19 protein-coding genes are annotated in these 22,168 nt (G+C 58.0%); 11 read left to right on the top strand and 8 right to left on the bottom strand.

Annotated elements, in window-relative coordinates; genetic code table 11:
- Positions 1–113: 113 nt before the first annotated feature.
- A complete protein-coding gene (locus NCG89_RS09640) occupies positions 114–680 on the top strand; it encodes a gamma carbonic anhydrase family protein (RefSeq protein WP_251086315.1) in 567 nt (188 codons plus the stop codon).
- A 3-nt stretch (positions 681–683) separates the two neighbouring features.
- Here the strand turns inward: NCG89_RS09640 and NCG89_RS09645 are convergent, their stop codons facing one another.
- The 6 genes from NCG89_RS09645 to NCG89_RS09670 all read right to left on the bottom strand — a co-directional run bounded on the left by NCG89_RS09645 (position 684) and on the right by NCG89_RS09670 (position 6,343).
- Positions 684–1,664 (bottom strand): calcium/sodium antiporter, encoded by a 981-nt coding sequence (locus NCG89_RS09645; RefSeq protein ID WP_251086316.1) that lies wholly within the window; start codon positions 1,662–1,664, stop codon positions 684–686.
- 31 nt (positions 1,665–1,695) lie between these two features.
- Positions 1,696–2,523: a shikimate dehydrogenase gene (gene aroE / locus NCG89_RS09650; protein ID WP_251086317.1), complete on the bottom strand. Its 828-nt coding sequence runs from the start codon at positions 2,521–2,523 to the stop codon at positions 1,696–1,698.
- 58 nt (positions 2,524–2,581) lie between these two features.
- Positions 2,582–3,475, bottom strand: a complete 894-nt coding sequence (gene hemF / locus NCG89_RS09655) for an oxygen-dependent coproporphyrinogen oxidase (RefSeq protein WP_251086318.1) — start codon at positions 3,473–3,475, stop codon at positions 2,582–2,584.
- Positions 3,476–3,499: 24 nt separating this feature from the next.
- Entirely contained in the window at positions 3,500–4,072 is a 573-nt protein-coding gene (gene tsaC, locus NCG89_RS09660) for an L-threonylcarbamoyladenylate synthase type 1 TsaC (protein WP_251086319.1), read from the bottom strand.
- A 103-nt stretch (positions 4,073–4,175) separates the two neighbouring features.
- Positions 4,176–5,264: a DNA-processing protein DprA gene (dprA, locus tag NCG89_RS09665; RefSeq protein ID WP_251086320.1), complete on the bottom strand. Its 1,089-nt coding sequence runs from the start codon at positions 5,262–5,264 to the stop codon at positions 4,176–4,178.
- A gap of 65 nt (positions 5,265–5,329) precedes the next feature.
- A complete protein-coding gene (locus tag NCG89_RS09670) occupies positions 5,330–6,343 on the bottom strand; it encodes a LysM peptidoglycan-binding domain-containing protein (RefSeq protein WP_251086321.1) in 1,014 nt (337 codons plus the stop codon).
- 221 nt (positions 6,344–6,564) lie between these two features.
- On the opposite strand from NCG89_RS09670, the gene def reads away from it, so the two are divergent.
- From def to NCG89_RS09705, 7 genes are all read left to right on the top strand, one after another.
- Complete coding sequence (gene def, locus NCG89_RS09675; protein ID WP_251086322.1) at positions 6,565–7,071, top strand: peptide deformylase; 507 nt, start codon at positions 6,565–6,567, stop codon at positions 7,069–7,071.
- Between the two features lie 6 nt (positions 7,072–7,077).
- Positions 7,078–8,034 carry a methionyl-tRNA formyltransferase gene (gene fmt, locus NCG89_RS09680; protein WP_251086323.1) on the top strand — a complete coding sequence of 319 codons (957 nt, stop codon included), beginning with the start codon at positions 7,078–7,080 and terminating at the stop codon, positions 8,032–8,034.
- On the top strand, positions 8,031–9,341 hold the full coding sequence (gene rsmB / locus NCG89_RS09685; protein ID WP_251086324.1) for a 16S rRNA (cytosine(967)-C(5))-methyltransferase RsmB: 1,311 nt from the start codon (positions 8,031–8,033) through the stop codon (positions 9,339–9,341). Before fmt ends, rsmB begins: the two co-directional genes overlap by 4 nt.
- 73 nt (positions 9,342–9,414) lie before the next feature.
- On the top strand, positions 9,415–10,788 hold the full coding sequence (gene trkA / locus NCG89_RS09690) for a Trk system potassium transporter TrkA (protein ID WP_251086325.1): 1,374 nt from the start codon (positions 9,415–9,417) through the stop codon (positions 10,786–10,788).
- Positions 10,789–10,809: 21 nt separating this feature from the next.
- Complete coding sequence (locus NCG89_RS09695; protein ID WP_251086326.1) at positions 10,810–12,258, top strand: TrkH family potassium uptake protein; 1,449 nt, start codon at positions 10,810–10,812, stop codon at positions 12,256–12,258.
- 50 nt (positions 12,259–12,308) lie between these two features.
- Positions 12,309–12,836, top strand: a complete 528-nt coding sequence (locus tag NCG89_RS09700) for a class I SAM-dependent methyltransferase (protein WP_251086327.1) — start codon at positions 12,309–12,311, stop codon at positions 12,834–12,836.
- Positions 12,837–12,922: 86 nt separating this feature from the next.
- Positions 12,923–14,803, top strand: coding sequence for a putative bifunctional diguanylate cyclase/phosphodiesterase (locus NCG89_RS09705; protein ID WP_251086328.1), 1,881 nt, complete (start codon positions 12,923–12,925; stop codon positions 14,801–14,803).
- 26 nt (positions 14,804–14,829) lie between these two features.
- Here NCG89_RS09705 and djlA read toward each other — a convergent pair whose 3' ends face one another.
- Complete coding sequence (gene djlA / locus NCG89_RS09710; RefSeq protein ID WP_251086329.1) at positions 14,830–15,615, bottom strand: co-chaperone DjlA; 786 nt, start codon at positions 15,613–15,615, stop codon at positions 14,830–14,832.
- Between the two features lie 187 nt (positions 15,616–15,802).
- On the opposite strand from djlA, the gene glyQ reads away from it, so the two are divergent.
- From glyQ to NCG89_RS09725, 3 genes are all read left to right on the top strand, one after another.
- Entirely contained in the window at positions 15,803–16,744 is a 942-nt protein-coding gene (glyQ, locus tag NCG89_RS09715) for a glycine--tRNA ligase subunit alpha (RefSeq protein WP_251086330.1), read from the top strand.
- The gene (gene glyS, locus NCG89_RS09720) at positions 16,741–18,831 is read left to right on the top strand and encodes a glycine--tRNA ligase subunit beta (RefSeq protein ID WP_251086331.1); all 2,091 of its coding nucleotides are present in this window, start codon (positions 16,741–16,743) and stop codon (positions 18,829–18,831) included. The genes glyQ and glyS overlap by 4 nt, the downstream gene beginning before the upstream one ends.
- A gap of 67 nt (positions 18,832–18,898) precedes the next feature.
- Positions 18,899–19,627 carry a lysophospholipid acyltransferase family protein gene (locus tag NCG89_RS09725; protein ID WP_251086332.1) on the top strand — a complete coding sequence of 243 codons (729 nt, stop codon included), beginning with the start codon at positions 18,899–18,901 and terminating at the stop codon, positions 19,625–19,627.
- A 120-nt stretch (positions 19,628–19,747) separates the two neighbouring features.
- Here NCG89_RS09725 and gyrB read toward each other — a convergent pair whose 3' ends face one another.
- Complete coding sequence (gyrB, locus tag NCG89_RS09730) at positions 19,748–22,165, bottom strand: DNA topoisomerase (ATP-hydrolyzing) subunit B (RefSeq protein WP_251086333.1); 2,418 nt, start codon at positions 22,163–22,165, stop codon at positions 19,748–19,750.
- Positions 22,166–22,168: the final 3 nt, after the last annotated feature.

Here is a 22,168-nt window from a genome sequence, read left to right on the forward strand (position 1 = left end):
GACGTGGTCCCAAGCCCGCCGTCGTTTCGCATCGCGCTGCAGCCAAGGACCTTGTTCGGATGCTTTATACTACGCACAATTCGGCTTTACTTGATGCAGGAGAGGAATCACCCATGGCTTACACGGCGACCCACTACGTTCGAACCTTTGAAGGCCATACTCCCAGCCTGGCTGCCGGCGCCTTTGTCGACCCCAGTGCGGTGGTGATCGGCGATGTGGTCATCGGCGCAGACAGCTCCATCTGGCCTAACACCACGGTGCGGGGCGATATGCACCGCATTCGCATTGGCGAGCGCTGCAGCATCCAAGATAACAGCGTACTGCATATTACCCATGCTGGCCCCTACAACCCCGACGGCTACCCTTTGACCATGGGTGACGATGTCACCGTGGCCCATTCGGTCACCCTGCATGGTTGCACCATTGGCAGTGAGGTACTGATCGGCATGGGCACCATTGTGATGGACGGCGCGGTGATTGAGGACAAAGTCGTCGTTGGCGCCAACTCACTGGTTCCACCGGGGAAAACCCTCGCCAGCGGCTGGCTATACGTGGGCAGCCCGGCCAAGGCCCAGCGGGAGCTCACCCAGGGCGAGCTGGGCTACTTCAAATACAGCGCCGCCAATTACGCCCGCCTCAAGGACCGCCACATTGCGGCCCTGGACCAGCAAGGCGATTGAGGGTTACTGGGCGACCGGGACTGCGCCGGCATCCACCAGCAGGTAACCCAGGTAGCCGAAATAGATCAGCAGCAACAGGCCACCTTCCACTCGGGTAATTTTGCGCTCACCTTTGGGCAGGCAAGCCACCGCAAAGAAGGCCAGGGTGAGCCCGAGCATCAGGGGGTAGTCGCGATTCAGCACCCCGGCATCCACCATGCCGGGCGCCAGCAAGCCCGGCATGGCCATCACCCCTAGCAGATTGAACAGGTTGGAGCCCACCACATTGCCAATGGCAATATCGTGCTCATTCTTACGGGCGGCTGCCACCGAGGCAGCCAACTCTGGCAGGCTGGTGCCAATCGCCACCACCGTCAGGCCGATCACCAGATCACTGATACCGAAATACTGGGCAATATCCACCGCGCCCCAGACCAACATCCGGGCGGAGGCAATCAGCACGACAAAGCCCAGGACCAACCAGCCCAGCGCCACTTTCAGCGGCATGTCCCGGGGAATCTCTTCTTCCAGCTCCGCCTCCAGTGCGTCGCCACTGCCGTGTTTTGCCTCCCAGAGCTGGCGCACGATGACCAGGGCAAACCCGACAATCAACAGCAGGCCATCCGTGCGGTCGAGCTGACCATCCCACAACAGCAGGTAGCCGAACACCATGACGATGATCAGCAGGGGAATTTCCCGGGTAATCAGGCGGGATTGGACTTTCAGGGGAATCAGCAGTGCGGTGAAGCCCAGCACCAGCGCAATGTTGGTAATGTTCGAGCCCAGTGCGTTGCCGACCGATAGGCCGGTTTGCCCGTCTGCCGCGGCAATGGCAGAAACCAGCATCTCCGGCGCGGAGGTCCCAATCCCCACCACCAAAATCCCCACCACCAGGGTAGAAACACCCAGCAGCGAGGCCGTGGCAGAGGCACCCAGAACAAAGCGATCAGCGCTCCACACGAGCAGAACCAGACCCAAAATCAGGGCGAGGCAAGACAACAACATAATCAGTCGACTTCCAGAATCGTTAGGTGAATTAACTCGACAGCGATTGCCGGATCATATCCATTACCGGCCGGGTATCAGGGCGGAGCCCACGCCAGATGCAGAAAGATTCCGCCGCTTGCTCTACCAGCATCCCCAGGCCATCCGAGACCGCCCAGGCGGTTTCTGAGGCCGCCCAGGACATAAACGGCGTGGGGTGGGCGCCATACATCATGTCGTAGGCGCAACCCTCGTTACTCAGAATAAATGATGGCAAAGGCGGTAGCTCGCCGCTCATGCTGGTGCTGGTACCGTTGATAATCAGATCGAACTGGCCACCCGCCAGATCGCTATAATGGCAGCCATTGACTTCGCCCATCTCGGCAAACTGCCCGGCCAGTTCCCGGGCTTTTTCAACGGTGCGGTTGGCAATCAGAATATGGCGGGGACGCTGTTTCAGCAGCGGGCCAAGAATGCCGCGCACCGCACCGCCGGCACCGAGGATCAGAATACGCCGGTCCTGGAGTTCCCAGCCGAGATTCTCGTGGATATCCCGCACCATGCCAACACCATCGGTGTTGTCACCATAGATCCGACCGTTCTCTTCCATGGCCAGGGTATTGACCGCCCCCGCCTGGCGGGCACGACCACTGAGATCATCGGCAAATTCGAAGGCGTCAAGCTTGAACGGCACGGTGATGTTTAGCCCCTTGCCGCCGTTGCCAAAAAACTGTCTGGCCACCTCGGCAAAGCGACCGATTTCCACCTTGTGAGCGCGGTAGTGGAGTTCCTGACCGGTCTGCTCGGCAAAAGCCGCATGAATCTGGGGCGATTTGCTGTGTTTGACCGGGTTGCCGAATACGGCGTATTGATCCGTCATATCTCTCTAAACCTGAGCTCTGCATTGGCGGCGCGGGTACGCAATTTGGCAACCACAACTACAGCCAGTCCCTCGCCGGAAGAAAATCCCGGGCCAATGCGGCTTCGGGGCTGTCTGCTTCGGGCTGCCAATTATACTCCCATCTGACCAACGGGGGCATGGACATTAGAATCGACTCGGTGCGTCCGCCGCTTTGCAGGCCGAACAGCGTCCCCCGGTCAAAAACCAGATTGAACTCGACATAGCGACCGCGACGGTAGAGCTGAAACTGGCGCTCGCGCTCGCCAAATTCCGTGTCTCGGCGGCGCTGAACAATTGGCAAATAGGCATCGAGGTAAGACTCACCCACCGCGCGCATGAAAGCAAAACAACGATCAAAACCCCATTCGTTCAGATCATCAAAGAACAGCCCTCCGACCCCGCGCGCCTCGTCCCGATGCTTGAGGTAGAAGTATTCATCGCACCACTTTTTAAAGCGGGGGTAGACGTCCTCACCAAAGGGCGCGCAGGCTGACTGGGCAGTGGCGTGCCAGTGACGGCAGTCCTCTTCAAACCCATAGTAAGGCGTAAGATCGTAGCCGCCGCCAAACCACCACACGGGCTCCTCGCCAGGCTTTTCGGCAACAAAGAATCGAACATTCGCGTGACTGGTTGGCACGTAGGGATTTTGCGGGTGCATCACCAGGGAAACGCCCATGGCCTGAAAGCTGCGCCCGGCCAGCTCCGGCCGATGGGCGGTGGCGCTGGCAGGCATGGCATCGCCTTGAACATGGGAGAAGTTCACGCCGCCTTTTTCAAAAACGGCGCCGTCAACCAGCACCCGGCTGCGGCCTCTTCCCCAGTTATCTTCCACAAAGTCGGCGCCGCCATCAGCCGCCGCCAAGCCGGCACATATCTGGTCCTGCAAACCGAGCAGGAAGGTTTTTACCGCGGCAATATCGATGGTCGTCACAGGCTCCCCTCGCTACGAAATACCCTAACCCGGGCGCAGAATGTCGCCGGTCAGGGCATCGCGAATTTGACTGGGCTGGGTGCGATTTCCGGTGGCACCCGGCAGGTAATTGTCGATTAGCCCGCCAAAATAGCGCTGGGCTTCGCGCTGGGTGCGCGCGGGCTCACGCCCGGCGGGGTTCGCGGAGGTCGATACCAGGCAGCTGCCAATGGCGCCACACAAAGCCACGGTAAGTGGGTGATCACTCACTCTCACAGCCACGCTTTGATGGTCACCGCGCACCCAAGAGGGCAGTAGACCGGTGGGATCGGGCAGCACCCAGGTCACCGGCCCGGGCCAACTCGCCAGCACCTCGTCCCGACGCTCGCTGGGTAGCGCAGCCAGCAACGGGGCCACCCGATCAACCGAATCTGCCACCAGCAACAAGCCCTTTTCAACGGGCCGTTTTTTGATCTGCAGAATACGCGCTACCGCTCTGGCATCGCCGGGTCGCGCCGCCAACCCCCAGACCGCCTCGGTGGGATGGCAAACCACGCCACCACTGGCAAGCAGATCGGCGGCATGCCGCAGGCGATAACGATAGCCAACAAGATGCATGGGAATTTCCGGCGAAGTAAAGACGACCGGCAAATTAACCAAGGGAAGGGGACAATGCAAGATGAATTGCCAGCAATCAGGGTGTCGGCACAGGCGGGGTCAATTAGCGGCAGCGCTGCCAGCCGCCGGCCTGTCGCTCCACCCAGCCAGCCATTTCCAGCTCCGTGAGCATTCCCAGAATTTTGCCTGCAGGGAGTTTTGCTCGCTGCACCAGCACATCCAGCGGTGTGGGTTCAAAACCGAGCTCGAGGAAAACGGTATCTTCACCGGGGGCCGGGAGCGCCGCCGGTGTCGGCGCAGGCTCGGGTACCCTGACACTCCAGCCCTCAAACTCTTCCAGGATATCGGCAAGAGTCTCCACCAGCTTCGCGCCCTGGCGAATCAGCGCATTACAGCCGCGGCTGGCCGGGTTGTGAATCGAACCGGGCAGGGCAAACACCTCGCGATTTTGTTCTAAGGCCTGCCGTGCAGTAATCAAGGAGCCACTATTAATAGCCGCTTCTATCACCAGCACACCCAAGCTCATCCCGCTAATGACCCGATTGCGAAGCGGAAACTGGTGACGGCGAGGACCCGCACCCAGTGGAAACTCGCTCAACAGCAAGCCCTGTTCGCCCAATTGCGTGTATAGATCCTGATTGCGGCGGGGGTAACACACGTCCAGCCCGGTCCCCAACACGCCGATGCTGGACCCTGGGCCGCTCAACGCACCTCGATGGGCAGCGCCATCGATTCCCAAAGCCATACCGCTGACCACGGTAATGCCACTTTCGCTCAGGGCATTGGCAAAGGCCTGGGCATCGCTAACCCCGCTGCGACTCGGTCGGCGGCTGCCCACCACCGCCACCATCGGGCACTGAAGCAAGCGCAGGTTGCCGCGGTAAAACAGCAGTGCCGGCGCATCATGAATTTCTTTGAGCAGGGCAGGGTAGTCATCACAGCCCAGGCTGATTACGCCAGCCCCGGCATTTGCCAACATCTCTTGCCAGCGACGACGAAGCGGGCCTGAGCTGAGGTTGTCCTTCAGTTCGCGCAAGCGCGGACTGGAAAGTAGCAATGCCTTGCGCCGGGCGGAATCCAGCGCCAGTAGCTGCCGTGGATCAGCAACGGCCTGTACCAGGCGGCGAAAGGCCGGGTTGGGGAGTTCGAGAGTCGACTGGGCAATCAGCCAGTCCAGGGCGAGGGATTCCACATCTAGCATCCTTGCTGTCGGTGGCAGCGGCGACCGGGGACGGCCGCCGTGTCATTCTGGTTTCATCAGGGCGGGGTGACGCGGTCACCCACTTTCAGCGCCTGTTCGGCTTTCAACACCAAAGCATAGCTGGCTTTTTCAAAAGTGCGAAACACCATCAACACCCCAGAGCGCACATCCGGCGCCTTGATCTGCTCATTGGTGACCGGATCGCGAACCAGCACGCCGGTGGTAAAAATGGCCATCACATCGCCAGCCTGCAGGCCGTTGCGCTCGCCCAGGTTCAGGGTTACCACATCCATACTGCCAATTTGGGTGACCCCGCCTTCCACCGCAATAATAAAGCCTTTTGCTTCCGTGTCGGGCGCCTTGGGCTCAAACCGCGCGACCAGCTCCCGCCGCTCCAGCGGCAAAAAGCGATCGGCCCGGCGAATTTCTTCCGTGCTGCGGTTAAGCATTAAGGTGGAGACGTCGCCCTCGGTGCTGCGCAGTTCTGCGGTGCCGATGTCCTTGGCCTCAACACCCAGCACTTCTTTAGTCAGCGGGTCCACATAGACCTGACCCTGGCGATAGACACCAAAGCTGCTACCGTCCGGAAACTGCCCCCTGCCCAACACGTAATCGCCGGCCCCGGCAACGATATTGCCGTTTCTGCCTGCCAACACGTATGGCGCGGCTTCCAGCTCTGCCTGACTGACAATGCGGCTGCGCGTCAGGAAGGGCGCAACCACATCAAGAGGAATGGCAGGGATGGCATCATCCAGATCGGAAATACGCATCTGCGGAGTGAGTTTGACCTCACCGCTGTCTTTCACCAGCACTGGCCGGCCGTCGATCCAGCGCAGTTTCAGAATATCGCCGGGGTAGATGAGGTGCGGGTTTTCCACCTGTGGGTTGTAATACCACAGCTCTGGCCACAACCAAGGGTCCTCCAGGAACATGCCGGAGATCGCCCATAGCGTGTCTCCTTTCTTCACCACGTAAGTCTGCGGGTGTCCGGCTTTGAGGCTAAGCACATCTCCGGCCTGAACCAAAGCACTCACGAGCACGAGGCCAAGCCCCAGCAACATTTTTCTCATAAAATACCTGTCGACCCTTAAGCCAAGTCCTTCGCATTGCCCTTTTTCAACGCGAGACGCCGCGACTGATTGCCAGACATTTCCGGCACGCTGCCTGTATAATATAGAGCATTCGCCCAAGCAGGCGAATGTTTTATAAGCTGAATACCTTATTTGTCATCAACTTACTCTGGTTAATGACAGTAAAATGCACAAACCTTTACAAATGGTCAAAGCATCTTATGGCAGTGCTTGAAATCCTCGAATTCCCAGACCCCCGGCTTCGCACCGTAGCAAAGCCGGTAGAAAAGGTCGATGACCGTGTGCGAGCGCTTATCGACGATATGTTCGAGACGATGTACGACGCGCCGGGGATCGGTCTGGCTGCCAGCCAGGTCGATATCCACGAGCAGATTATCGTCATTGATGTATCAGAAGATCGCAGCACGCCGCTGGTGTTTATCAACCCTGAAATCGAAGTGCTCGACCAGGAAATCTTTCAGTACGACGAGGGTTGCCTATCGGTACCCGGCTTCTATGAGACGGTGGAGCGACCCAAGCACATTCGGGTAAAGGCTTTGGACCGGAACGGCCAGCCCTTTGCAATGGAGCCCGAGGGTTTGCTCGCCGTGTGCATCCAGCACGAGCAAGACCACCTGCTCGGCAAGTTGTTTGTGGATTACATCTCCACCCTCAAGCGCAATCGCATCCGCAACAAGCTGGAAAAACAGCACCGGCGTCAGGCGTAACCTCCTATGGATTGTCCCCGTCTGCGGCTGGTTTTCGCCGGCACCCCGGATTTCGCAGCCGCGCACTTACAATGCCTGCTGGACTGGCAAGCCCACGATATTGTCGGTGTCTTCACCCAGCCCGATCGACCTGCAGGCCGGGGCAAAAAAGCCACCGCCAGCCCGGTAAAGCAATTGGCCCTGGCCAATGATCTGGCGGTGTTTCAGCCAGTCAATTTCAAAGCCGAGGAAGACCGCCTGCTGCTGGCAGACCTCCAGCCCGACCTGATGATCGTGGTGGCTTACGGATTAATTCTGCCCCAGGCCGTGTTGGATATTCCCCGGCTGGGTTGCGTGAATGTTCATGCCTCACTGCTGCCGCGGTGGCGGGGCGCGGCGCCCATTCAGCGAGCCATCGAAGCCGGCGACCAGGAAACCGGGGTCACCATCATGCAAATGGATGCCGGGCTGGATACCGGGGCGATGCTGGAAATTGCCCGCTGCCCCATCGACGCTACCACCACGTCTGCCAGCCTGCACGCCACCCTTGCCGACCTGGGCGGTCCAGCATTGAAAAAGGCGATCACCGACCTTGCCACAGGGGCGGCCCAACCTCGCCAACAGGACGACGCGCTCAGCAACTACGCTGCCAAAATCAGCAAGGCAGAGGCCGAGCTGGATTTCAGCAAGAGCGCCGCCGTGCTGGATCGACAGATTCGAGCCTTCAACCCCTTTCCCTGCGCCTACACCCAATTGGGCGAGAACCGCATCAGGGTCTGGCAGGCAGCGCCGGTGGCGAGCACCGGCGGTGAGCCCGGCGAAATTCTGCAGGCCGACAAACACGGCATTGTGGTTGCCTGCGGCGAGGGCGCTCTCAACCTTCTCACCCTGCAGTGGCCCGGCGCCAGAGCGATGAGCGCCGCCGAGTTACTCAACGGCAAAGCCGAATGGTTCGCCCCCGGCACACGGCTGGTCCGCTCGTGACCGACCCCCGGCAGGCCGCTGCCCGCTGTCTGGCCGCTGTGGTGGGCGGCGCCTCCCTCAGCAAAGAGCTGCCCCTGGCCGAGCGCGGGCTGGCGCTGCAGCACCGCCCCCTGTACCGAGAACTTTGCTACGGCACCCTGCGCCGCTATTGGCGGCTGAACGGCGCGCTGGCCCCGCTGTTTAAAAAACCATTGAAAAACAAAGACAACGACGTCCGCATGCTGGTTTATTTGGGCGCCTACCAACTGTTTTACACTCGAGTGCCCAGCCACGCTGTGATCAACACCACCGTGGAAGCGGCCAAAGCCCTGGGCAAGCCCTGGGCGGCGGGTTTAATCAATGCACTGCTGCGCCGCTGCCAACGCGATGGCGAGGCCCTGTTTGCCCACCTCGACGACGCCAGCCTGTCGGCTATGCCGAGCTGGCTCCATCGTGATCTAAGCCGGGCCTGGCCGGACCATCTCGAACAGATTATCGACGCCAACGGCAGCTACCCACCCATGTGCCTGCGGGTTAACCCGCGCCAACACAGCCGCGAGCAATACCGGCAACGGCTGGCCGAGATAGAACTCGATGCCACACCCTGTGCCTTCGCCGAACACGGCCTGCGCATGTCCCAACCCTGCGCGGTTGAACTGCTGCCCGGCTTTGCCGAAGGTGCCGCCAGTGTGCAAGATGAAGCGGCGCAATTGTGTTGTGCCCTGCTGGATTTGGCGCCGGGCCAGCGGGTGCTGGATGCCTGCGCCGCCCCCGGCGGCAAGAGCGGCGCGATCCTTGAAAGCCAGCCTGAACTGGAGGAGCTGGTCGCGCTGGACGTAGATGCCCAGCGTCTGACCCGGGTAAGCGACAATCTGCAGCGCCTGGGTTTAACGGCCACGCTGGTGGCTGCCGATGCCGCGCAGACTGACACCTGGTGGGATGGTCGCGGTTTTGATCGCATCCTGCTGGATGCGCCCTGCAGTGCCACCGGGGTGCTGCGCCGCAATCCGGATATCCTGATTCACCGCAAAGCCAAGGACATTTCCGCGCTCAGCAACCTGCAGTTGGACTTGCTTGAAGCCATGTGGAAATGCCTCAAGCCTGGCGGTCAGTTGCTTTACGCCACTTGCTCAGTGCTGCCCGAAGAAAACAGCGACAACGTGCAGCGCTTTTTGCAGCGTCACCCGGATGCCGAGCTGCTGCCCATTGAGGCGACCTGGGGCATCCCACAAGCTGCCGGACGGCAACTGCTGCCAAGTGCGGAAGGGGCGGACGGCTTCTTCTATGCTCGGCTGGGCCGACGCAAGCCGATCAGCGCGAGCGAGTGAATAGAGGCTTGAGACCGATGGACCTTAGTCGCACAATGCACAGCACAGTGTTCAGCTCGGGCGAAGCCTATCCATGAAGATCATTATTCTCGGTGCCGGACAGGTCGGTGGCACGTTGGCGGCCAACCTCGCCAGCGAACATAACGACATCACGGTAGTGGATCGGGATCAGGATCGGCTGAGGGAGTTACAGGACCGCCTCGATATCGGCACGGTTGCCGGCTCTGCCTCCCACCCCGACGTACTCGCCCGGGCCGGTGCCGATGATGCCGACATGCTGATCGCGGTCACCAACAGCGACGAGATCAACATGGTGGCCTGCCAGGTTGCCTACACCCTGTTTCGGACGCCGACCAAAATCTCCCGTATTCGCGCCAATGCCTACACCCATGTAGAGAAGCTATTTGGCAATGACGCCATCCCCATCGATGTCTTTATCAGCCCGGAAGATCTGGTCACAAAGTACATCAAGCGTCTGCTGCAGTATCCGGGCGCGCTGCAGGTTTTGGATTTTGCCGATGGCAAGGTCCAATTGGTGGCGGTGAAGGCCTATTACGGCGGCCCCCTGGTAGGCAATGAGCTATCCACCATTCGCGAACACATGCCCAACGTCGACACCCGGGTTGCCGCGATTTTCCGTCGTGGCACCGCCATCGCCCCCGAGGGCAACACAGTGGTGGAGGCCGGCGACGAGGTCTTCTTTATCGCCGCCAAGAAAAACATCATGCCGGTGATGAGCGAGCTGCGTAAGGTCGACACCTCCTACAAGCGCCTGGTCATTGCCGGCGGCGGCAACATTGGCGAGCGCCTGGCGATGGCCACGGAAGGCCGGTATCACATCAAGATTATCGAGCGCAGCTACGACCGGTGTCGCATGTTGTCTGAGCACCTGAGCCGCGCCATCGTATTGCATGGCAGTGCCTCAGACCACGACTTGCTGGCCCAGGAAAATATCGATGAAACCGATGTCTTTCTGGCACTGACCAACGATGACGAAGCCAACATCATGTCGTCGCTGCTGGCAAAACGCATGGGCGCCAAAAAGGTGATCACCCTGATCACCAACCCCGCCTATGTGGACCTGGTGCAAGGCGGCGACATCGACATTGCGCTATCACCCCAGCAGATCACCATCGGCAGCCTGCTCACCCATGTTCGGCGGGGGGATATCTACAATGTCCACGCGCTGCGCCGAGGCGCGGCAGAAGCGTTAGAGATTATCGCCCACGGCGACAACCGTTCCTCAAAAGTCGTCGGCCGACGACTGGACGAAATCGACTTGCCAGAAGGGGTAAGCATCGGCGCTCTGGTCCGTGGCGACGATGTGCTGATTGCCCACAGCCACCTGGTGGTGGAATCGGAAGACCACCTGATTCTGTTTTTGATCGACAAATCCCGAATCAAACAGGTAGAGAAGTTGTTTCAGGTTGGTTTCACTTTCTTCTAATTTCGCTAGCAGCGCAGGCCAATGCATCTAAGCATCATCGCAAGAATTATCGGCGTACTCTTGATGATCTTCAGCCTGACCATGGCGGTGCCGGCGGGGTTGTCGCTGCTGTTTGCCGACGGCGCATTTCACGCCTTTGCCAGTGCGTTTGCGGTTACCTTTATTAGCGGCTTAGTGTTGTGGTTTCCCTGTCGAAAGCAACGCCGGGATCTGGGCATCCGCGATGGTTTTTTGGTGGTATCCCTCTTCTGGACCGTCCTGGGGCTATTCGGTGCGCTACCGTTCTACCTGGCCGACCACCCTGGGCTATCGGTCAGCGAGGCGGTGTTCGAATCCATCTCCGGGCTGACCACCACCGGCGCCACCGTGATTGTCGGCCTGGACGAACTGCCCATCTCCATTCTGTTTTATCGCCAGTTTTTGCAGTGGCTGGGGGGCATCGGGATCATCGTTATTGCGGTGGCCATCCTGCCTATTCTCGGCATCGGGGGCATGCAGTTATTCCGGGCCGAAATTCCCGGCCCGGTCAAAGATAGCAAGCTCACGCCGCGCATCGCCGGCACCGCAAAACTGCTGTTCTTGATGTACCTGGGACTCACGGCCTTGTGCTCGGTGAGTTACTGGCTGGCCGGCATGTCGCCCTTCGATGCCATCTGTCATGCCTTTTCGACCATTGCAATCGGCGGGTTTTCCACCCACGACGCCAGCATGGGCTATTTCCAAAGCGATCTGATTTTGATGATTTGCAGCGCCTTTATGGTGATTTCGGGCATGAGCTTTGCCACCCACTTTCACAGCATTTTGCAGCTGCGTTGGCGTCACTACCTGCAGGACTCGGAGAGTAAGTTTTACCTGTCGCTGCTGGCCATTGCCGCCCTGGCGATCAGTCTGGAGCTGTACAATCGCCAGACCTTTGACCTGGCCGACAGCTTTGTCCACGGCATATTCCACACCGTATCCGTTGCCACAACCGCCGGTTTTGGCGCCCAGGATTTTTCCATTTGGCCCAGCTTTTTGCCGATGGCACTGATCATGTTGTCCTTTGTTGGCGGCTGCTCGGGGTCTACCGGTGGTGGCATGAAGGTCATCCGGGTGATGCTGGTCGCCAAACAGGGTCTGCGGGAAATGCGCCAGTTGCTCCACCCCAGCGCGGTGATTCCGCTGAAAGTGGGCCGCCACCGGGTAGAAGCCAAGGTTATCAGTGCAGTGTGGAGCTTCATTGCCATCTACCTGATCTCGTTCATGCTGATCACGCTGATCATGATGGGCCTGGGCCTGGATGCCGTGACTGCATTTTCTGCCACCGCCGCGTCGATCAATAACCTGGGGCCAGGCTTGGGGGAAGTTGCCCAGAGCTACCGCAGCGTTAGTGATACTGGCAAGTGGATTCTCTGCTACGCCATGCTCTTGGGACGGCTGGAAATCTTCACCTTATTGGTGCTGTTCATGCCCTCGTTCTGGCGCCGCTGACCTTAGAGTCCAGCCGCGCCAAGTGGAATCGGCGCCACGCGGATACCGCCATGCCCAAACCGCCCTGTGAGTTGCTGGCAGAGCAGGCGGGACACCTGCCCTCTGCCGGGACAGCGCTGGATCTGGCCTGTGGCCTGGGCGGCAACGCCCTGTTTCTGGCCAGTCGCGGGTTAGTTTGCGAGGCCTGGGATATTTCCGACACCGCCATCCATCGCCTGACCGACTACACAAGCCATCGGGAACTGGCTATCTCGCCGCGGTGCCGCGATGCCCTGGCTGAGCCGCCCGGGCATCAATCCTTTGATGTCATCGTGGTGAGTTATTTTCTGGAGCGGCAACTGATGCCGGCAATCGCCGACGCACTCAAGCCCGGGGGCGTGCTGTTCTACCAAACCTTCGTTGAGAACCCCTGCGCGCCCCAGGACTCGATCAATCCGCGGTTCGTGCTAAAAAAGTCCGAGTTGCCGTCACATTTTCCCCAGTTGACGCTAGGCTATTATGAGGAACGTCAAGTCGAGCGGGCATCGGGCAAGCAGGCGAGCCTTGCGCTCTACATTGGGCACAAGCCCTCGCCATAAACCCCTCTGCGCTATAACGGATGTGCTATCGTCCTAATGCCGTCTCGGCTATGCTGGTCCCCATTTACACGGCATGCAGGTTTTGCATGAGATTCTTGCTACTCGCGATCACAGTGATTGTTGTTTCGGTTGCCGCCGGCATCGGCGCCATGCTGCCGTTAACAACGGCCAGCGAACAACTCAATGGCGCGCTATTGGTGGCTGCCGGGCTCTTCGCCTGCCTGGTGGTCAGCCTCACTCATTTTTGGCAACAACGTCGAGAATTGGCCCAACATAATAAGCGGATCAACTACCTCGAATTGCTGTTGGAGCAGGGCTCCACATCGATCATGCTGCTCGACCGGGATCTGTCCATCACCTATTGGAATCCCCGCTATGCCGAAATGATGAAGATCGATCCGGCCGCCCTGAACAACCGGTTTAATGTCCGCCACCTGGGCAAGTACGTGCCGGAAAAAACCATCAAGCGCATTGAGCGGGCAGTGACCCAGGGCAATGCCTGGAAGGGAGAAATGCGCTTTCCGGTGGAAGGCAAAGACCTCCACACCATGGTGACCATCACCCCTCTGCTCGATAAGAACGGTCACTGGGAGCTGTTGCTGGTCAACACCGAGGACATCTCGGAGCACAAGGCCATCGCGGATCGACTCTTTATCCGCGAGCACTACAGCATGCTCACCGGCCTGCCCAACCGGGATCTGGCCATTAAGAAACTGAAAAACAGCGTCGCCGCCTGTCGCAGCAGCGGCGAGTCCTTTGTGTTAGCCCATATCGATTTTGACCGTATCCGCTACCTTAACGATTCCCTCGGCCACATTGTGGTGGACAAGCTTCTCAATGCCATCGCCGACCGGCTGCGCGGACAACTGGGTGATGACCAGGTGCTCGCGCACATTGGCGCCGACGAATTTTTACTGTTGTTCTCCGACGGCACCGGCCTGGAAGAGAGCGGGGCAGTATGCGACACCCTGCTTGAAGCGGTGCGACAACCCTTTTACATAGACAATAACGAGATCAACCTCACCGCCAGTATTGGCCTGACCCAGTTCCCCGATGACGGTATCAATGCCAGCGCCCTGATGCGCAGCGCCGAAGCCGCCATGTTTGTGGCAAAAGATGAGGGAGGCAACCGCAGCTGCGTCTTTGACGAGTCAATGAGTTCACGCATTGAACGCCGGATGCAAACCGAAAACCATCTGCGCCACGCCATTGAGCGAGACGAGTTTATTCTCCATTACCAGCCCGTTATCGACCTAGCCAGCGGCCAGCTCACCGGGGCCGAAGTCCTCCTGCGCTGGCGCAACGAAACCCTGCAAAACCCGCCGCCCGATGCCTTCATTCACATCGCCGAGGACAGCGGTTTGATCGTCCATATTGGCGACTGGGTTCTCCAGCAAGCCTGCAAACAAGCGGTAAATTGGCAGCAACAAGGACTGCCGCCATTGCGCTTGGCGGTCAATATTTCGGCCCGCCAATTTCGGGAAGGGGAGGTCGTGAAAAGTGTCCAGCGTGCCCTGGCCGACTCAGGGCTGCCCGCCGACCAGCTGGAGCTGGAAATCACTGAAGGCCTGTTGATCAACGACGCGGCCAATATCCGCCAGTGTTTCAGCGCCCTGAAAGAACTCGGTGTGCGTCTGTCGATCGACGACTTCGGCACCGGTTACGCCTCACTCAGCTACCTCAAGCGCTATCCCTTCGATACCCTGAAAATTGATCGCAGTTTTATTCACGATATCGACGGTAGCGAAGACAGTATTACCTTGGCCAACGCCATTATCGCCATGGCCCACAGTTTTGATATGGAAGTGGTGGCCGAGGGGGTCGAAACCCTGGCTCAGCGGCGTATTCTGCGCGAGCGCAACTGTGACCTGGTACAGGGCTTTCTCTACTCTCCCGCACTTCCCGCCCAATCCTTTGTCTCCTGGGCAAAGCGCTACCACGATATTCAGCTGGCCCAATACGTCTAGCGCTCAGCACCGCAACCCTTAGCCGGTCACGCCCGGTTTTTCTTGATCAGCTCGTAGGCGGCCTGAATTTCCTGGGACTTTTCGGTGGCCAGTTTTAGCATCTCATCAGGCACCCCCCGGGCAATGAGCTTGTCCGGGTGATGTTCGCTCATCAATTTACGGTACGCGCGTTTGAGCTCGGCATCGCTGCAGGTCTTATCCACCCCGAGCGCTTCATAGGCGTCGGCGAGTGCGTCGCTTGGCGCGCCCCCTCCCTGGCTGTAGCCGCCACTGTGAAAATGCCGCTGGGCATTGGCCATTTGCAACAAGCGCTCAAAATCCGCCGTAGAGACGCCCAAGTACAGAGCCACCTTAGACAGCACTTCACGCTCGGCATCGTGAAGGTGGCCATCGGCCAAGGCCATGGCAAGGAGGGCCTCAAGCAACAGGCGACGCAGTAAATTCTGTCTTCCCACCGCCTGCACGAAGCTGGCAATTTGGGGCTCAAGGCTGAAATCCGCCGCGCTCCCCTCCTTGAAGCGGGCAATCGCCTGCTGCCGGCGCTCCGGCGACAACTTGAGCTGGCTCATGATCGCTTCGGCCTGGGCAATTTCCGATTCACTGACCCGACCATCGGCCTTGGCGAGGTGACCCAACACCCTGAACACCGTATCGAAAAACACCGCCTCTATCCGCTGGCGCTCGGCGGTATAATTAAAGCCCATCGCCTGCCGCAGGCCGCGATCAAAAAAGTGCCCCGCGGCGAGGCCTACCAATGCCAACAGCGGTCCGCCGACCAAAAAGCCAAGCACCGCACCAATAATTTTTCCCATGAAACTGCACACCCAAACTCGGAAGACCCCGATAGTACCAAGTCCGTTGCTACCGGCACTAGCGCTGGGGCCAACCGATAAGCCCGGCGCGAGACCAAAAGTAATGGCCCTTTTGGTCCCGGAAATGCCCTCAAAAGGGCCCAACTCTGTATAATTCGTCTCTTTGTTTTATCTACGGGGAACGACTGTGAGCAAGGCCGACGTTGGCACCTTTCAGGGACTTATTCTGGCGCTGCAGCAATTCTGGGCCGAGCAGGGCTGTGTCATCCTGCAACCACTGGATATGGAAGTGGGGGCGGGCACCTTCCACCCGGCAACCTTCCTGCGGGCCATTGGCCCGGAGAGCTGGAACACGGCTTACGTGCAGCCCTGTCGCCGACCTACCGACGGCCGCTACGGTGAGAACCCCAACCGCCTGCAACATTACTATCAGTTCCAGGTCATCATGAAGCCCTCGCCGAGTAACATTCAGGAGCTCTATCTCGACTCGCTGAAGATGCTCGGTATCGATCCTACCGTACACGACATTCGCTTTGTGGAAGACAACTGGGAGTCGCCAACTCTTGGTGCCTGGGGGCTGGGCTGGGAAGTCTGGCTGAACGGGATGGAAGTTACCCAGTTCACCTACTTCCAACAGGTGGGCGGCCTCGAGTGTTTCCCGGTCAGTGGCGAAATCACTTATGGGCTGGAGCGCATCGCCATGTATCTGCAAGGTGTGGACAGTATCTATGATCTTGTCTGGACCCACGGCCCCCAGGGCCCGGTCAGCTACGGCGATGTGTTTCACCAGAACGAGGTTGAAATGTCGCGCTTCAATTTTGAGGAAGCCGATGTAGATCAACTGTTCAAACAATTTGATCACTGCGAGTCAGAAAGTCAGCGACTCATCGAAAAAGGGCTGCCGCTGCCCGCCTATGAAATGGTAATGAAGGCTTCTCATTCTTTTAACCTGCTTGACGCCCGCCACGCCATTTCGGTGACCGAGCGCCAGCGCTTCATCCTTCGGGTTCGTGGTCTGGCGCGGGCAGTGGCCCAAGCTTACTTTGATTCCCGGGCGGCTTTAGGCTTCCCCTTGGCCGAGGAATCGCTGCGTACCCAGGTGTTGGCTGGACTGGAGGAAAAAGCATGAGTCAGCGCGATCTGCTTATCGAGCTGGGCACAGAAGAATTGCCACCTAAGGCCTTGCTGTCATTATCCAATGCATTTTGCGACGGGATTGCTGCCCAGCTGGCCAGTTTTGAGTTGGCTTACAGCAACATCACCCCCTTCGCCTCACCACGTCGTCTGGCTGTATTAGTCTCTGGCCTGGCAGAAGAGGGTCCGGAAAAAGCGGTGGAAGCCTGGGGACCGCCGACCAAAGTGGCCTTTGATGACGCTGGTCAGCCCACCCGGGCCGCGCTCGCCTTCGCCGAGAAAAATGGCATTGATGCGGCAAACCTGAAGGCGTTTGTTGCCAACGACGGCAAGCAGGACAAACTGTGTTTTCGTTCGCAATTGGCGGGCGCAAAAACCGCTGAGGTGGTCGGGCCAGCAATTGAAGCGGCGCTGGCCGGTTTACCCATTCCAAAACGGATGCGCTGGGGCGCCTCTCGAGCCGAGTTTGTCCGCCCTGCCCATTGGCTGGTGGTGATCTTCGGGTCTGAGGTAGTCGACTGTCCGCCGGTGTTGGGGCTAACCAGCAGTAATCAAACCCGCGGCCATCGCTTCCATAGCACCGGCCCAATCACGTTGACCACCGCGAGCGAGTACGAAGCCACCCTCGAAGCGAAAGGTAAAGTGATCGCCGATTTTAAACGCCGCCGTCAAATGATTCGTGAACAGGTTGAGGCGGAAGGGCAGCGTCTTGGCGGCAAGGCCATTATCGATAGCGACTTGCTCGACGAGGTCACCGCACTGGTCGAGTGGCCCACTGCGTTATCCGGCAGTTTTGAAGCGCGCTTCTTGCAAGTGCCTGCAGAAGCACTCATTTCCTCCATGAAGGAGCATCAAAAGTATTTTCACGTGATGGATAATAACGGAAATCTTATGCCGCATTTTATCACCGTGTCGAATATTCAAAGCAGTGCGCCACAGAAAGTTATTGATGGAAATGAACGGGTCATCAGACCGCGCCTGAGTGATGCCGCTTTCTTCTTTGAAACCGACTGCAAGACCACCTTGGAACAGCAGCGAGAAAAACTGCGTCGCATTGTGTTTCAAGAAAAACTGGGAACGCTCTTTGACAAAACCGAGCGCATCGCCGCACTTGCTGGTGAAATCGCCAAACAACTAGGGGTATCACAGGCCCAGAGCCAACGTGCCGCTTTGCTCTGTAAGAGCGACCTGGTTACCGAGATGGTTGGTGAATTCGACGATATGCAGGGTATCGCCGGCTTCTACTATGCCAGTAATGATGGCGAGCAGCCCGATGTGGCAGCGGCAATGAACGAGCAATATATGCCGCGCTTTGCCAACGATGAATTACCCAAAACCGCCGTCGGCACGGTGATCGCACTGGCTGACCGCCTCGACACGATTACCGGCATTTTTGGCATTGGCCAGCTACCCAGTGGGTCCAAAGATCCTTTTGCACTGCGGCGGGCCTCCCTTGCCGTGCTACGGCTCATTATCGAAAAGCAGCTGCCCCTGGATCTGCGCCCACTTATCGAAATGGCGATTGGCCAGCACCCTGCGGTAGAGCCCAATGATGCCCTTATAGAGCAGATACTGTCCTATATCCTGGAGCGACTCAAAGCCTGGTATGAAGACCAGGGCATTAGCGCAGAAGTCTTTTCTGCCGTGCATGCCAAGGGCCTGAGCAGCCCCACCGATATCGATGCAAGGGTGAAGGCCGTGCAGAGCTTCACCACACTGCCCGAAGCAGAAGCCCTGGCTGCGGCCAACAAGCGAGTATCCAACATTCTCAGCAAGTCGAGCGGCGCCAGCAGTACCGTTAACGACTCATTATTGAGCGAGCCGGCAGAAACTGCATTGGCAGAAGCCGTGGCGACGCAGCAGCAAAAAGTAGGCCCTCTGTTTGCAGCGGGGGAGTACGAGACGGGGCTTAAATCCCTGGCGGATTTGCAGCAGGTTGTGGACAGCTTTTTCGACAACGTGATGGTCAACGCTGACGACGAAGCCCTTCGCAATAACCGGTTGGCACTGCTTGCCCAATTGCAGTCGCTGTTTTTGCAAGTTGCTGATATTTCGCGCCTGGTGGTAAGCAAAAACGTCTGAACCAAAATGGCCCACCGCCTCACGGTGGGCCATTTGGCGTAGTAACTATACTTTGAGATTGTCGGTAATGACTGGACTAACTCGGCTTCTGGCGTATCCTCGCTCAGCAATTTTCTTCACCGGTTACGCGCTGATTACCATGTTTTTCAGCCTCACCGGCATCGCCTTTACGTTTTACCTGCCGTTTCACAAGCGCAGCCGCTATTTCATTGTTGGCAATTATTTAATTGTTGGCTGGCTGCGCATCTGCTGCGGCGTTAAAACCAAGGTAATTGGCAAGCTGCCAGAGACGACACCCTACGTCGCGCTGTCAAAACATCAAAGCCAGTGGGAAACCTTTTACTTGCAATGGTTTTTATCACCGGTCGCGACGGTGGTTAAACGAGAGCTGTTCAAGGTGCCATTTTTCGGCTGGGCGCTGCGCATGATGAATGCCATTGGCATTGACCGGAGTAATCCCCGCGCCGCATTAAAACAGACCATGGAGATGGGCTTGAGCCGGTTGCACAATCAATACAATGTTTTGATTTTCCCAGAGGGCACCCGGGTGGCTCCCGGGGTCGTAGGAAATTACGCCCGAAGCGGCGCTAGCATCGCAGTGGCTGCAGGCGTTCCCGTGTTACCCATCGCCCACAACGCCGGTTACTGTTGGCCGGCAAAAAGCCTGGTAATCTATCCCGGCACCATCACCCTGGTTATTGGGGAACCAATGACTACCGAAGGTCGCGACAGCAAGGCCGTGATGGAAGAAGCCAGTCGTTGGATTGAAGAACGCTGCGCCGAGATAGGACGATAGAACAGGGCGAGAGCAATTAGCGCAAGATTGGCTGCAAGCATCGCCTAGAACATCGAACAGGCCAGACAAGCAAAAAGCCCCGCGCAGGGCGGGGCTGACAGCTTCAGACAGCAAACGGCGTTAAATATCCAGGTTTGCTACCTTCAAAGCATTGCTCTCTATAAATTCCCGCCGCGGCTCTACCTGATCACCCATTAACGTGGTGAAAATCTGGTCGGCTGCTATGGCGTCCTCTATGGTCACCCGCAGCATCCGCCTGGCATCGGGGTCCATGGTGGTTTCCCAAAGCTGATCCGGGTTCATTTCACCCAGACCTTTATAGCGTTGCACATTGAAGCCCCGCTCAGCCTGTCGCATTAACCACTCCATGACCTGATCGAAGGTTTCTACCTCCTGTTTACGCTCACCGCGCTGGATATACGCGCCTTCTTCCAGGAGACCCTGCAGGCTTTCCCCCAGGTTTACGATGGCCTGGTAGTCTGATGAACCGAAAAAGTCACGGCCAAAATGATAGTGGGCGCTCACTCCATGAGAGGTAACCTCGACTTCAGGAACGAACAGGTGGAGCTCGGTATTTTCGATTACCCGCACATCGTAGCGGAAGCGCTGATCCTTGGCTTCCAGCTGTACCGTCGCCTCAGCGAGCTGCGTCGCCCAGGCATCAACTTTGCTGCGATCGGCAAGATCCACCACTGACAGGGTCGGCAGGTAAATGGTCTCACGCAGAATGGTCGGCGGGTAAATCCGCGACAAGCGATCGATGACCGTTTCCACTTTACGATATTGGCCAACCAGCTCCTCAAGGCCGGTCCCGGTTATCGGTGCCGCTTCAGGGTGCACGTACAGCGCAGCCCCATCGAGAGCAGACTGGGTCAGGTAATTCGCCAGTGCCGCCTCATCCTTAAGGTATTGATGTTGTTTACCTCGCGAAATTTTATACAGCGGCGGTTGGGCAATAAATACATGACCGTGCTCAATCAGCTCGGGCATTTGCCGGAAGAAGAAAGTGAGCAGCAGGGTGCGGATGTGGGAGCCGTCGACGTCCGCATCGGTCATGATGATAATGCTGTGGTAGCGCAGCTTTTCGACATTGAACTCGTCCTTGCCAATGCCGCAGCCAAGTGCGGTCACCATCGTACCCACTTCGGCCGAGGACAGCATTTTGTCAAAACGCGCTTTTTCGACGTTCAAGATTTTACCCTTCAAGGGCAGAATCGCTTGGGTTCGGCGGTCGCGGCCTTGTTTGGCAGAACCACCGGCCGAGTCACCCTCCACCAGATAAAGCTCAGAAAGGGCAGGGTCCTTTTCCTGGCAGTCTGCCAGCTTTCCTGGCAGACCCGCTATATCGAGGGCACCTTTGCGGCGCGTCATTTCGCGAGCTTTCCGCGCTGCCTCACGCGCACGGGCGGCATCCAACATTTTCTGAACAATCAGCTTGGCCTCATTGGGGCTTTCCAAAAGAAAATCACCAAACTGAGCCGTCATAGCCTGCTCAACCACTGTTTTCACTTCACTGGAAACCAGTTTGTCTTTGGTCTGGGAGGAGAATTTAGGATCCGGAACCTTCACCGAGATCACCGCTACCAGTCCCTCCCGGGCGTCGTCACCCGTAGTGCTAATTTTGGCTTTTTTCGCCAGACCTTCACGCTCAATGTAATTGTTCAGACTACGGGTCAGCGCAGCGCGAAAGCCGGCGAGGTGAGTACCGCCATCACGCTGGGGAATGTTGTTGGTGTAGCAAAAGATGTTTTCCTGAAAACTATCATTCCACTGCAGGGCAACCTCAACACCTATGCCATCGGCTTCGGTATTGAAGTGGAAAATTTTATTCACCGCGTTGCGGTTCTGGTTAAGGTAGCCAACAAAAGCACTGAGACCGCCGTCATAGCGGAAGACTTCCTGCTCGCCGCTGCGCTCATCTTTCAGCTCGATATGGACACCCGAGTTCAGAAAGGCCAGCTCCCGTAGGCGCTTGGCAAGGTAGTCAAAATGAAATTCGATATTAGTGAAGGTCTGAGCAGAGGGTTTGAAGCGAACCTCGGTACCCGTGCGCTCTGTTTCACCCGTGACTTTTAGCGGCTCTTGCGGAACCCCGTGCTTGTAAACTTGTTCGTGGACCTTACCCTCGCGGCGCACGGTTAAGCGCAGTTCCTCGGACAGGGCATTTACCACCGACACACCAACACCGTGGAGACCACCCGAAACTTTATAGGTGTTGTCGTCAAACTTACCGCCGGCATGCAATACGGTCATGATGACTTCGGCAGCTGACACGCCTTCCTCGTGCATTTCTGTGGGAATACCGCGGCCGTCATCCACCACCGACACCGATTCATCAGGGTGAATGGTAATCAGGATTTTGCTGCAGTGCCCTGCGAGAGCCTCATCAATCGAGTTGTCGACAATTTCGAACACCATGTGATGCAGGCCAGTACCGTCGTCGGTGTCACCAATGTACATGCCCGGACGTTTACGGACGGCATCAAGGCCTTTAAGAACTTTGATACTCGAAGAATCGTAATTTTTCTTTTCTTCCATACA

Origin of the sequence: Spongiibacter taiwanensis (genome assembly GCF_023702635.1) — a bacterium.
GTDB classification, from domain to species: Bacteria; Pseudomonadota; Gammaproteobacteria; order Pseudomonadales; family Spongiibacteraceae; genus Spongiibacter; species Spongiibacter taiwanensis.

Bases quoted from the DNA above. Each gene is read 5' to 3' on its own strand.
- NCG89_RS09640 (WP_251086315.1), top strand. From the start codon at position 114: ATGGCTTACACGGCGACCCACTACGTTCGAACCTTTGAAGGCCATACT.
- NCG89_RS09645 (WP_251086316.1), bottom strand. From the start codon at position 1,664: ATGTTGTTGTCTTGCCTCGCCCTGATTTTGGGTCTGGTTCTGCTCGTG.
- aroE (WP_251086317.1), bottom strand. From the start codon at position 2,523: ATGACGGATCAATACGCCGTATTCGGCAACCCGGTCAAACACAGCAAA.
- tsaC (WP_251086319.1), bottom strand. From the start codon at position 4,072: ATGCATCTTGTTGGCTATCGTTATCGCCTGCGGCATGCCGCCGATCTG.
- NCG89_RS09670 (WP_251086321.1), bottom strand. From the start codon at position 6,343: ATGAGAAAAATGTTGCTGGGGCTTGGCCTCGTGCTCGTGAGTGCTTTG.
- def (WP_251086322.1), top strand. From the start codon at position 6,565: ATGGCAGTGCTTGAAATCCTCGAATTCCCAGACCCCCGGCTTCGCACC.
- fmt (WP_251086323.1), top strand. From the start codon at position 7,078: ATGGATTGTCCCCGTCTGCGGCTGGTTTTCGCCGGCACCCCGGATTTC.
- trkA (WP_251086325.1), top strand. From the start codon at position 9,415: ATGAAGATCATTATTCTCGGTGCCGGACAGGTCGGTGGCACGTTGGCG.
- NCG89_RS09695 (WP_251086326.1), top strand. From the start codon at position 10,810: ATGCATCTAAGCATCATCGCAAGAATTATCGGCGTACTCTTGATGATC.
- NCG89_RS09700 (WP_251086327.1), top strand. From the start codon at position 12,309: ATGCCCAAACCGCCCTGTGAGTTGCTGGCAGAGCAGGCGGGACACCTG.
- NCG89_RS09705 (WP_251086328.1), top strand. From the start codon at position 12,923: ATGAGATTCTTGCTACTCGCGATCACAGTGATTGTTGTTTCGGTTGCC.
- djlA (WP_251086329.1), bottom strand. From the start codon at position 15,615: ATGGGAAAAATTATTGGTGCGGTGCTTGGCTTTTTGGTCGGCGGACCG.
- glyS (WP_251086331.1), top strand. From the start codon at position 16,741: ATGAGTCAGCGCGATCTGCTTATCGAGCTGGGCACAGAAGAATTGCCA.
- NCG89_RS09725 (WP_251086332.1), top strand. From the start codon at position 18,899: ATGACTGGACTAACTCGGCTTCTGGCGTATCCTCGCTCAGCAATTTTC.
- gyrB (WP_251086333.1), bottom strand. From the start codon at position 22,165: ATGGAAGAAAAGAAAAATTACGATTCTTCGAGTATCAAAGTTCTTAAA.